Annotated in this window: 11 protein-coding genes; 6 read left to right on the forward strand and 5 right to left on the reverse strand. The window is 59.8% G+C overall.

What is annotated here, in order from left to right; genetic code table 11:
* Positions 1–12 precede the first annotated feature (12 nt).
* Both cydB and CKW23_RS14380 read right to left on the reverse strand, forming a co-directional pair.
* On the reverse strand, positions 13–1020 hold the full coding sequence (cydB, locus tag CKW23_RS14375) for a cytochrome d ubiquinol oxidase subunit II (protein ID WP_025261905.1): 1008 nt from the start codon (positions 1018–1020) through the stop codon (positions 13–15).
* 3 nt (positions 1021–1023) lie between these two features.
* Positions 1024–2463, reverse strand: a complete 1440-nt coding sequence (locus tag CKW23_RS14380; RefSeq protein ID WP_025261906.1) for a cytochrome ubiquinol oxidase subunit I — start codon at positions 2461–2463, stop codon at positions 1024–1026.
* 420 nt (positions 2464–2883) lie between these two features.
* On the opposite strand from CKW23_RS14380, the gene CKW23_RS14385 reads away from it, so the two are divergent.
* From CKW23_RS14385 to CKW23_RS14405, 5 genes are all read left to right on the forward strand, one after another.
* The gene (locus CKW23_RS14385) at positions 2884–4179 is read left to right on the forward strand and encodes an NCS2 family permease (RefSeq protein ID WP_025261907.1); all 1296 of its coding nucleotides are present in this window, start codon (positions 2884–2886) and stop codon (positions 4177–4179) included.
* Positions 4176–5261 carry a tRNA (uridine(54)-C5)-methyltransferase TrmA gene (gene trmA, locus CKW23_RS14390; protein WP_025261908.1) on the forward strand — a complete coding sequence of 362 codons (1086 nt, stop codon included), beginning with the start codon at positions 4176–4178 and terminating at the stop codon, positions 5259–5261. Before CKW23_RS14385 ends, trmA begins: the two co-directional genes overlap by 4 nt.
* Positions 5262–5456: 195 nt before the next feature.
* Positions 5457–6734, forward strand: coding sequence for an MFS transporter (locus tag CKW23_RS14395; RefSeq protein ID WP_095067769.1), 1278 nt, complete (start codon positions 5457–5459; stop codon positions 6732–6734).
* Positions 6735–6814: 80 nt separating this feature from the next.
* On the forward strand, positions 6815–7699 hold the full coding sequence (locus CKW23_RS14400; RefSeq protein WP_025261910.1) for a neutral zinc metallopeptidase: 885 nt from the start codon (positions 6815–6817) through the stop codon (positions 7697–7699).
* Between the two features lie 4 nt (positions 7700–7703).
* Positions 7704–8693: a hypothetical protein gene (locus CKW23_RS14405; protein WP_095067770.1), complete on the forward strand. Its 990-nt coding sequence runs from the start codon at positions 7704–7706 to the stop codon at positions 8691–8693.
* Between the two features lie 56 nt (positions 8694–8749).
* Here the strand turns inward: CKW23_RS14405 and CKW23_RS14410 are convergent, their stop codons facing one another.
* The 3 genes from CKW23_RS14410 to CKW23_RS14420 all read right to left on the reverse strand — a co-directional run bounded on the left by CKW23_RS14410 (position 8750) and on the right by CKW23_RS14420 (position 10867).
* Positions 8750–9343, reverse strand: coding sequence for an HAD family hydrolase (locus CKW23_RS14410; RefSeq protein WP_025261912.1), 594 nt, complete (start codon positions 9341–9343; stop codon positions 8750–8752).
* Positions 9340–10209, reverse strand: coding sequence for an acyl-CoA thioesterase II (gene tesB, locus CKW23_RS14415; protein ID WP_025261913.1), 870 nt, complete (start codon positions 10207–10209; stop codon positions 9340–9342). The genes CKW23_RS14410 and tesB overlap by 4 nt, the downstream gene beginning before the upstream one ends.
* An 88-nt stretch (positions 10210–10297) precedes the next feature.
* Positions 10298–10867, reverse strand: coding sequence for a GNAT family N-acetyltransferase (locus CKW23_RS14420; protein WP_025261914.1), 570 nt, complete (start codon positions 10865–10867; stop codon positions 10298–10300).
* A gap of 120 nt (positions 10868–10987) precedes the next feature.
* Between CKW23_RS14420 and CKW23_RS14425 the strand changes: the two genes are divergently transcribed.
* Positions 10988–11908 carry a histone deacetylase gene (locus tag CKW23_RS14425; RefSeq protein ID WP_025261915.1) on the forward strand — a complete coding sequence of 307 codons (921 nt, stop codon included), beginning with the start codon at positions 10988–10990 and terminating at the stop codon, positions 11906–11908.
* Positions 11909–11969 lie beyond the last annotated feature (61 nt).

Genomic DNA, 11969 nt, shown 5'->3' on the forward strand with positions numbered 1-11969 from the left:
CGCCAATCTCCTCTAGTGATAACCGTCTTCAGCAGTCACCTTCCCGCGAAACACGTAATAGCTCCAGAAGGTGTACCCCAGAATGAACGGGATGATGAACAGCGTGCCCACCAGCATGAAGCCCTGACTCTGAGGCGGAGCAGCAGCCTGCCAGATGGAAACCGACGGCGGAATGATATTGGGCCACAAGCTGATCCCAAGGCCGCTGTAGCCCAGAAAGATCAGCAGCAGCGTCAGCAGGAACGGCGTGTAATGGGCATTGCGGGCCACTGCCTTGAACAGACCGTACAGGGTGACCAGCACCAGAATCGGCACGGGCATGAACCAGAACAGGTTTGGCAGGCTGAACCAGCGCTGAGCGATGTCCGGGTGAGCCAGCGGCGTCCAGAGACTGACAATACCGATGACCGCCAGCGTCGCCAGCGCCAGGGGACGTGCCAGATCGTGCATCGCCGTCTGCAACGGCCCTTCGGTCTTCATGATCAGCCAGGTGCAGCCCAGCAACGCATAAGCGACGATCAGGGCCAGGCCACAGAACATCGGGAACGGCGCCAGCCAGTCCAGCGAACCACCGGCGAACTCGCGGTTGACCACCGGAATGCCTTCGATGAAAGCCCCCAGCGCCACGCCCTGGAAGAAGGTCGCAACCAGTGAGCCGCCAATGAACGCCTTGTCCCACAGGTGACGCTTCTCTTCCGTGGCCTTGAAGCGGAACTCGAAAGCCACGCCGCGAAAGATCAGCCCCATCAGCATGAAGATCAGCGGCAGATAGAGTGCCGACAGCACCACCGCATAGGCCATGGGGAAAGCACCGAACAACGCTGCACCGCCCAGAACCAGCCAGGTTTCATTGCCGTCCCAGACTGGAGCGACGGTGTTCATCATCACGTCGCGGTCGGAGCTGTCTTTCATGAACGGGAAGAGAATCCCGATGCCCAGGTCAAAACCGTCCATCACCACATACATCATGATGCCGAAGATGATGATGACCGCCCAGATCAGTGGAAGATCGATGCCCATGACTCAGTTCCCCTTGCTCAGGCTGTCGAGGTTGTCGCCGTCTTCGGAGCCTTCTTCGGCAGCGGAGAGCGGACGGGCTGGTGTGCGTTTCTGGCCGGGACCGCCGGTCGGTGTATGTTCGACGTGTTTCTTCGGTCCTTTGCGCACCAGACGCAACATGTAACTGAGGCCGGCGCCAAACAGCAGGAAGTAGACGACCACGAACAGCACCAGGGTGATGCTCATTTGTGTGACGCTGTGGCCGGACGAAGCATCCGCCGTGCGCATCAGGCCGTAGACGACCCAGGGCTGACGACCGATTTCCGTGGTGAACCAGCCCGCCAGGATCGCGATCAGACCCGAGGGCCCCATCCACAACGCCAGATAGAGGAAAGCACGGTTGCTATAAAGCGCATCACGCTTGCGCAGCCAGAGGCTCCACAACCCGGTAAAGATCATCAGGAAACCCAGGCCGACCATGATCCGGAACGACCAGAACACAATGGTCGAATTAGGCCGGTCTTCAGGCTTGAACTCCTTGAGCGCCGGGACTTGCTTGTCCAGGCTGTGGGTCAGGATCAGACTGCCCAGATAGGGGATTTCCACAGCATATTTAGTCCGTTCTTCCTTCATGTCGGGCCAGCCGAACAGGATCAGAGGCGTCGGCTCGTCACCGATGTTTTCCCAGTGACCTTCAATGGCGGCGATTTTTGCCGGCTGATGCTTGAGCGTGTTCAAACCATGGAAGTCACCGACAACGGCCTGCAGTGGCGCGACCAGCAACGCCATCCACATGGCCATCGACAGCATCGTGCGGATCTGCGGTGTATCGCGGCCACGCAACAAGTGCCAGGCCGCCGAAGAACCGACGAAGAAAGCGGTCGCCACAAAGGCGGCAATCGACATGTGCGCCAGGCGATACGGGAAGGACGGGTTGAAGACCACTGCGAACCAGTCGGTGGGGATCACGCGACCGTCGATGATTTCAAAACCTTGCGGCGTCTGCATCCAGCTATTGGACGACAGGATCCAGAAGGTGGAGATCAGGGTGCCGATGGCGACCATGACCGTCGAGAAGAAGTGCAGCTTGCGGCCAACACGGTTCCAGCCGAACAGCATTACACCCAGGAAGCCTGCTTCAAGGAAGAATGCCGTCAGGACCTCATAGGTCAGCAACGGCCCGGTAACCGCGCCGGCAAAGTCGGAAAAGCGGCTCCAGTTGGTGCCGAACTGATAGGCCATGACCAGCCCGGAAACCACGCCCATGCCGAAGTTGACGGCAAATATCTTCGACCAGAAATGGTAGAGGTCGCGGTATACGTCGTTGCTGGTTTTCAGCCACAAGCCTTCGAGCACAGCCAGGTAACTCGCCAGACCGATGGTGATGGCAGGAAACAGGATATGGAACGAAATCGTGAATGCGAACTGGATGCGGGCAAGATCTAGTGCCTCCAAACCGAACATGATTCTTCCTCTCTATCAGGTGATACCAGCCTTTGGCAGAAAGCCATCAGCGATTGCCCCACGGTCAGGGAGTCGGTGCATCGGAAGTCTTCTGATGAGTATCTCGATGCTGGTTTCATGCTTTCGGTTCACACCGAATGCGTGAGTGCAATGATGCAGATCAACCGACCATGAAAGAGTAGTCCCATTCAGCCCTTGAGGTTGTGTGGTCTATTGCCGCGTGGCGAGTTGCCTCATGCTGCAGAACGGTCTTTGTGTTCAGCCGATAAGGAGCACTTCACAAAGCAGCCACAGCCTCAACCTGCTGGTATGATGCGCGGCTTTTTCCGACTCGCAGAAACGGCGGGCTGCTGCGTCAGCCTGTGCTTTGCTTCTGGAGTCAAACATTTACGACGCAGGCCGCGTTACGGAGAGCCAGACATGCTGGAAAGGCTGTTTCAACTCAAGGCACACAACACCAACGTGAGGACCGAGATACTGGCGGGCGTCACGACCTTCCTGGCCATGGCATACATCCTGTTCGTCAACCCGAGCATCCTGGGCGAAACCGGCATGGACAAGGGCGCGCTGTTCGTCGCGACCTGCCTGGCCGCCGCCATCGGCTCGGCCGTAATGGGCCTGATCGCCAACTACCCGATAGCCCTCGCACCGGGCATGGGCCTGAACGCCTTCTTCACCTACACCGTGGTCCTGCACATGGGCCATACCTGGCAGGTGGCGCTGGGTGCGGTCTTCATTTCAGCGGTGATGTTTTTCCTGCTGTCACTGTTCAAGATCCGCGAGTGGATCATCAACAGCATTCCCCTGCCCCTGCGCTCGGCCATTGCAGCAGGCATCGGCCTGTTCCTGGCGCTGATCGCCCTGCATAACGCCGGCATCGTGGTCAGTAACCCGGCGACCATGATCGGCATGGGCGACCTGAAACAACCGGCGCCGATACTGGCGACCCTGGGCTTCTTCCTGATCGTGGCGCTGGACCAGCTCAAGGTCCGCGGCGCAGTCCTGATCGGCATTCTGGTTACCACCCTTGCCTCCATCCTGCTGGGCTTCACGCCGTTCGGAGGCGTGGTGTCGATGCCACCTTCCCTGGCTCCGACCTTCCTGCAACTGGACATCATGGGCGCGCTGGACGTTGGACTGGTCAGCATCATCTTCGCCTTCCTGTTCGTGGATATCTTCGATAACTCCGGCACCCTCATCGGCGTCGCCAAGCGTGCGGGCCTGATGGGCAAGGACGGCCACATGCCGAAAATGGGCCGTGCGCTGATCGCCGACAGTACTGCGGCCATGGCTGGCTCGCTGCTGGGCACCTCGACCACCACCAGCTACATCGAATCCGCAGCCGGCGTCAGTGCCGGTGGCCGCACCGGCCTGACCGCCATCGTGGTCAGCGTGCTGTTCCTGATGGCACTGTTCTTCGCACCCTTGGCCAGCAGCGTGCCCGCTTTCGCCACGGCACCGGCATTGCTGTTCGTTGCCGTGCTGATGGCTTCCGGCATGGCTGAAATCGACTGGGAAGACCTCACAGTCGCGGCACCGGTGGTGATTACCGCCCTGGCCATGCCTTTCACTTACTCCATCGCCAACGGCATCGCCTTTGGTTTCATTTCCTGGACAGCAATCAAGCTGCTTTCGGGACGCGGGCGCGAGCTGAATTCGGCGCTGGTGATCCTGTCGATTCTGTTCGTGATCAAGCTGGGCTGGTTCAACGCATGAGTGTTCCTTTCGATCCCGCGAGCTACGATCGTCAGCTCGAAGAAAAAGCCGTCCGGTTGCGTGAGCTGCTGGCCCCTTTCGACGCACCCGAACCGCAGGTATTCGACTCGCCACGCGAGCATTACCGCCTGCGTGCGGAATTTCGCCTGTGGCGCGAAGACCAGAAGCGTTACTACGCCATGTTCGCGCCGGGCGACAACAAGACGCCGATCCTGCTCGAAGGCCTGCCGATTGCCAGCGAGCGTATCAATGCGCTGATGCCTGTGCTACGAGAGCGCTGGGAAGCCAGCCCGACGCTGAACCACAAGCTGTTCCAGGTGGACTTCCTGACCACCCTCGCGGGCGATGCCATGATCACCATGTGCTATCACCGCCCGCTGGACGAAGAATGGCAAGCCGAAGCGCAGTCATTGGCGAGCGAGCTGAATGTCAGCCTGATCGGCCGCTCCAAAGGCCAGCGCCTGGTGATCGGCCTGGATTACGTGACAGAAAAGCTGGAAGTCGCCGGTCGCACGTTCAGCTATCGCCAGCCTGAAGGCGCGTTCACCCAGCCAAACGGCACCGTGAACCAGAAAATGCTCAACTGGGCCTATGACGCGCTGGGCGAGCGTACTGACGATTTGCTGGAGCTGTATTGCGGCAACGGCAACTTCACCCTGCCGCTGGCCACCCGCGTGCGCAAAGTGCTGGCGACAGAAATCAGCAAGACATCGGTGAATGCTGCGCTGAGCAACCTGGATGACAACGCAGTGGATAACGTCACGCTGGTGCGTCTGTCTGCCGAAGAGCTGACCCAGGCGCTGAGCGATGTACGTCCTTTCCGCCGCCTGCAAGGCGTGGACTTGAAGAGCTATGAGTTCGCCAGTGTGTTCGTCGACCCGCCACGGGCCGGCATGGACCCGGACACCTGCGAGCTGACCCGCCGCTTCGATCGCATCCTGTACATTTCCTGCAACCCGGAAACCCTGGCCGCCAACATCGCCCAACTGCACGATACCCACCGGATCGAGCGCTGCGCACTGTTTGACCAGTTTCCCTATACACACCACATGGAATCAGGGGTTCTGCTGGTCAGGCGTTGATAGCCTTCGCGAATGAATTCGCTCCTAAGCAGACCCTGCAACCTTTCGCGAATGAATTCCTACACCTAATCCGTAGGAGGCGAATTCATTCGCGAACAACACCACACAAAACAATTTAGTTACTTCATGTGTAGCGCTCCATGGGCTAAGGTATAACGCCACCCGCGTATTCCCCCGCTTCGATGGATAACTGTCTTGAGTTCTGAATCCCCCGCCTCATCAGTCAAACTGTCCCGCGCACCAGGTTTCGTCAATTTCATCTTCGCACGGCTGCTGGCGGTCTTCGCCATGCAGATCCAGGCCATAGTCGTGGCCTGGCAGGTGTATGACATGACCCGCGAGCCGATGGCGCTGGCCTATGTGGGTCTTGCCCAGTTCATCCCCATGTTGCTGCTGCTCATGCCGGCCGGGGATCTGATCGATCGCTACAACCGCAAGCTGATCCTGAGCATCAGTTGGGCAGTGCAAGCACTGTGCGGGCTGATCCTGTTGCTGTTTTCCGCTCTCAAGCTGCAAGACCTGCGTCTGATCTACGGGGCTCTCGTGCTCTATGGCTGCGCCCGTGCATTCACAGGGCCTGCGCTGCAAAGCCTGCTGCCGCAGATTGTGCCCCGGGAACAACTCGCATCGGCCATCGCCACCAACAGCGTCATCATGCGCTGCTCCACCGTGGCCGGGCCGTTGATCGGGGGCGGTCTGTATGCGCTGGGTGGTGCAGAGCTGACGTATTCGACCTGTGTGCTTTCATTCCTGGTGGGCATTCTGTGCCTGAGCCGGGTCGCAACGCCTTTTGCAGGCAAGCCTGTGGACCTGGGTGACGGGGCCTGGCAGCGCTTTACTGCTGGCATCGCCTTCATTCGCTCCCGGCCAATCATTCTGGGCACCATTTCTCTGGACCTGTTCGCCGTATTGCTCGGTGGCGTGGTGGCCCTGTTGCCGATCTATGCCCATGAGGTCCTGCATCTCGGGCCACAAGGGTTGGGAGCACTGCGCGCCGCCATGAGCCTGGGCGAACTGGCGACCGGGGTTTACCTGAGCATGCGGCCTCTGGATCGCAATGTCGGCATGACCATGTTTCTGGCCGTCGGTGTGTTCGGCGTGGCGAACCTTGTGTTTGCCCTGTCCACCCTCTTCTGGCTGTCCTGCTTTGCCTTGTTGATCGCAGGCGCAGCGGACATGGTCAGCGTCTATATTCGCTCGGCCCTTGTACAGTTCTCGACACCGGATGCCATGCGTGGCCGGGTCAATGCGGTCAACATGCTGTTTATCGGTTCATCCAACGAACTCGGCGAGTTCCGTGCCGGCACCAGCGCATCCCTGATCGGCCCGGTTCCTGCGGCAATCATGGGCGGTCTGTGCACCCTGGGCGTCGTGGGCGCCTGGATGATCGGGTTCAAGAGCCTGCGCCGGGTCAATCACTTTGCCGATGCAGCGCCCCCCGTAGAGAACGAGCACCGGGCAAAACCGGTCTGATGCTGGCCAGATAGACCGCCGGACTGGCGCAATGACGTATCACCGGCAACACTCCCTAGAGTTCAGCGGAGGGCTTCAGAATGTTGTGGAAAAAAGGCCGACGCAGCGACAACGTAGTCGATGCTCGCGATGGCAGTAGCGGCGGTGGCGGCATGCGCATCGGTGGCAAGGGACTGAGCCTGGGCGGCATAGTGATTATCGTCGCCTTCGGCCTGCTGACCGGCCAGGATCCGATGCAGATTCTCGGGCAGCTCACCGGTGAAATGACCCAGCAAACCTCTCAAGTCCCACCCCAGACACGCCAGGCTCCGCCCGCCAACGATCAGCAGGCCGAGTTCGTGCGCAGCGTGCTGGGCGATACCGAAGATACCTGGCGGGCCGTGTTTGCCCAGAGTGGCCGACAGTACAAGGACCCGGTTCTGGTGCTGTTTCGCGGTCAAGTGAACTCCGCGTGCGGTTTCGCGACTTCGGCCACAGGCCCCTTCTATTGCCCGGCCGACCAGCAGATTTATCTGGACCTGGATTTCTTCCGGGAAATGTCCCAACGCTTTTCGGCTGCCGGGGATTTCGCCCAGGCTTACGTCATCGCCCATGAAGTGGGCCATCACGTGCAGACCCTGCTGGGTATTTCAGCCAAGGTCCAGACGGCTCGCCAACAAGGCCAACGCATGGAAGGCAATAACGGTCTGCTGGTCCGCCAGGAATTGCAGGCCGACTGTCTTGCGGGTGTTTGGGCCTACAACGCACAAAAGCGTTTGAACTGGCTTGAGCCGGGTGATATTGAAGAGGCACTGAATGCGGCAAACGCCATTGGCGATGATCGCTTGCAGCAGCAAGGCCGTGGCCGGGTCGTACCGGACTCCTTCACCCATGGAACGTCAGCCCAGCGCGTGCGCTGGTTCAAGACCGGCTTTGCACAAGGTCAAATCAACCAATGCGATACGTTCGCCGCCAAGAGTCTCTGAGCACATGATTAAACCGCTTATGGTCCTGTTGTTAAGCACTGCCTTCGCGAGCCTCGGCGCTCATGCCGAGGATCAAGCGGTAAAATCGATCAGCCCGGATCGCCTTATCATCAATGGCAGCCAGGCAACGCTGGGCCTGAGCCAGGAATGGGTGCATCCAAAACCACGAATCGAGCGCGTCGTGATCGTGCTGCACGGTCGCCTGCGCAATGCGCAAACCTACCTGCGCAGCATCGAGCGGGCGGCCAACCAGTCCAAGGAGCGCAGCAAGACCCTGCTGATTGCCCCACAGTTTCTGGACGAAAAAGATATCGTTGCCCACCACTTGTCCGACTCGATCCTGCGCTGGCGCCAGAACAGCTGGATGGAAGGCGCCACGGCTGTGGACCCCAAGCCGATCAGCTCGTTTATCGTCATTGACCATATCCTCAAGCGCCTGAGCGACAGCAAGCTGTTCCCCAACCTCAAGGAAATTGTCATCGCGGGCCATTCCGGCGGCGCCCAGGTAGTGCAGCGTTACGCAATGATTGGCGGCAAGGAAGATGCGTTGCTCAACCGTGAAGGCGTGAAACTGCGCTACGTGATCGCCAACCCGTCCTCCTATGCCTACTTCGACGCAGAGCGCCCTGAAACCGTATCGGCGCAAAGCTGCCCCAACTTCGACGACTGGAAGTACGGCCTGAAGAAAATGCCGTTCTACTCAGGCAAGGAAAAGCCTGCGGATATCGAAAAAGCCTATGTGAAGCGCGATATCACTTACCTGCTGGGCGAACTGGACACCGACATCAACCACCCTGCACTGGACAAGACCTGCGCCGCCGAGGCACAGGGCCCGAACAGGCTGACTCGCGGGCAGAACTACTTCAAGTACCTGCAAAAACGTCACCCGGAAGGGCTGAGCCAGCATCTGGTCATCGTGCCGAAAGTCGGGCACAGCGGTGACGGGATCTTTACGTCGCCTGAAGGGCAGGCAGTCTTGTTCAAGCCGTTTTGATTGCGCACAGTTCGCGAATGAATTCGCTCCCGCAGGAGCGAATTCATTCGCGAAAATCACAGATCCAGCATCCCCCGCAATGCCACACAATCGGCGACATGCCAGTCGGTCAGCTCTGGCCAGGGATTCTCGGGCAGGTTGACCAGCACGGTTTTTGCCCCCGCTGCACGGCCACAATCCAGGTCATGGCGGTAGTCGCCAATCATGACCATCTGCCCGGGCGACACATCCCACGCACCCGCCAGCTTCAGCAGGCCAGCCGGATCCGGCTTGGGTGTCGCTTCGTCACGGCCCAACACATCCTCGATCGCAAAACAGTCCGCAACACCAATCGCCTCAAGGGTGATATGAGCCAGCTCGCGGGCATTGCGGGTCAGGATACCCAGGCGATAACCGCGCCCGGCCAGCTCGCGCACCAGTTCGACAGCACCTTCGGCCGGTCGCGAGGCCAGCGCCAGTTCGCGCTCGTGCTCCAGCAACCAGGCATGCTTGGCCGCAGAGACATCAGCAGGCAAAGCCGCCAGGTGTCCGAGAATATCGTCCTCCAGCGCAATACCCAGTGCCCGCTTGATGGCCGGGAAATCATGCACGGCGATGGTCAGGGTGCCGTCCATGTCGAATACCCAGTTCGGGATATCCCTGAGGCTCATGACCAGTCCTTGCGATGGCGGATCAGGCCTTCCTGACTGACCGAGGCGACCAGTTGCCCGGCGCGGTTGAAAATGCTGCCGCGTGAGAAACCGCGAGAGTTGCCGGCCCATGGACTGTCCATGGCGTACAAAAGCCAGTCATCAGCGCGCAGATCGCTGTGGAACCATAGCGAATGGTCCAGACTGGCGACCTGCATGTCGCGTTGCCAGACGGTCTTGCCGTGGGGCAGCAAAGAGGTGGTCAGCAGGTTGAAGTCCGAGGCGTAGGCCAGCAAGTATTTATGCAGCGCCGGAACGTCCTTCAAGGTGCCATCGGCACGGAACCAGACATACTTCACCGGTTCCCCCGGCTTCGGGTTGTAAGGGTCTTCAGCGGTGACCGGGCGAAACTGAATGGGCTTGGGGCACAGAAACTTGTCGCGCATCGCTTCGGGGATCAGGTGCGCCCGCTGGGTCAGCAGTTCCAGCTCCGAAGGCAGGTTTTCCGGGCCTGCGATCTGTGGCATGGTGGTCTGATGCTCGAAACCCTCTTCGTCATACTGGAACGATGCGCTGCAGGTGAAGATCGGCTTGCCCTTCTGGATCGCCGTTACCCGGCGCGTGCTGAAGCTACCGCCATCACGCACACGGTCGACCTGATAGACCACAGGCAAGGCGGCATCGCCAGGGCGTAGAAAGTAGCCGTGCAGGGAATGAACATGGCGATCTTCTTCTACAGTCTGGCTGGCGGCCGACAGCGACTGCCCCAATACCTGTCCGCCAAACAGCTGGCGAAAGCCAAGGTCCTGGCTGCGACCGCGAAAAAGATTTTCCTCGATCGGTTCCAGCGTCAGCAGCTCGACCAGATCATCCAACACTTGGCTCATTCATCACTCCTCGCACAAAACATACCCGCGCGCGCAAGGCCTGCGCGGCAGGGTTGAAATGATACAGAATTTAATGCGGCTGGCTGAATCAGGGTTTGAGCGTGTTGAGCCACTGTTCACGGTTTATTCGATACAAGACATGGGGTTTGAGCGGATGCCCATCCTCGATGCCGGGATGATCGAAGTCATCGGCCACATCGTGCTGCATGCCAATGGCTTGCATCACCTTCTGCGATGGCTCGTTGCTGACCGCCGTGAACGACACGATTTCTTCCAGCCCCAGACGCTCGAAGCCACAGCCCAGAACAGTCCAGGCCGCCTCGCTGGCAAAACCCAGGCCCCAATGCTCACGCGCCAGGCGCCAGCCGATTTCCACCGCAGGCGTGAAATGCTCATCGAAACCCACGACCCCAAGACCGGTAAAGCCGATAAAAGCCCCATTGTCCTTACGCTCAAGAGCCCACAAGCCAAAGCCCAGCTCAGCGAAATGCCCCCGTACACGCCCGATCATGGCAGCACTTTCCAGGCGGCTCATGGGCTCGGGAAAGTAGCGCATGACCTGAGGATCCGCACACATGGCGGCAAACGTGGGCAGGTCATCGTCCCGCCATTGCCGCATCAACAGCCGAGCGCTGTCGAGTTTGAGTATCGGCTCCATCGATTCCTCCCGGGTACCACGCAAATGATTGCGCCAGTGTAGCCTGTCGACGCCCAAGGTTGCTGTGCGACGGCCTGCATTACTGGCACTATCCGGCTTCGACCCCAGACCGGACGAAAAATGTCCCTGCCGCTTATCTATCATGATGATTACAGCCCGCACTTCCCGGCTGGCCATCGTTTCCCCATGGACAAGTTCCGCCTGCTGCGCGATCACCTGGTCGACAGCGGCCTGGTTCGGGACACCCAGCTTCTGCGCCCGGAACTGTGCCCGGCCGATATTCTGGCATTGGCCCATGACCCTTCTTATATTCAGCGCTACCTGAGCGGCGACCTGTCACGCGAGGACCAACGCCGACTGGGCCTGCCCTGGAGCGAAGACCTGGCGCGACGCACCATTCGAGCAGTGGGCGGTTCATTGCTGACCGCCGAACAGGCGCTCAAGCATGGTCTGGCCTGCCATCTGGCTGGCGGCACTCATCATGCGCACTACGACTACCCGGCCGGGTTCTGCATCTTCAACGATCTGGCCGTCATCAGCCATTACCTGCTGGCCAGCGGCCGCGTGGGCAAGGTGCTGATCTTCGACTGCGACGTGCATCAGGGCGACGGCACGGCACGCATCCTCGCCGACACCGACGACGCCATTACCGTGTCGCTGCACTGCGAAAAGAACTTCCCGGCCCGCAAGGCCCAAAGCGACTGGGACATACCGCTGCCCATGGGTATGGGCGATGTGGACTACCTGAAAGTCGTCGACGACCTGCTCAACTACCTCCTGCCGATCTACCAGCCGGATCTGGTGCTCTATGACGCGGGAGTGGATGTGCACAAGGACGACGCCCTCGGTTACCTGCAACTGACCGATGAAGGCCTGGCATCACGGGACGAAACCGTCATACGCCATTGCCTGGGCCGTGATATCCCCGTGATGGGCGTTATCGGCGGCGGCTACAGCAAAGACCGCGAAGCCCTGGCCAGGCGACACGGCATACTGCATCACAGCGCGCAGCGGGTCTGGGTGGAGATGGGGTTGGGTTAGATCCGCAGCAATATGGATGCCTCAAGGCCAGGACTTGAATCTCGGGTAGAATGCCCAGCCT

Source organism: Pseudomonas sp. Irchel 3A18 (assembly GCF_900187465.1).
GTDB lineage: Bacteria > Pseudomonadota > Gammaproteobacteria > Pseudomonadales > Pseudomonadaceae > Aquipseudomonas > Aquipseudomonas cichorii.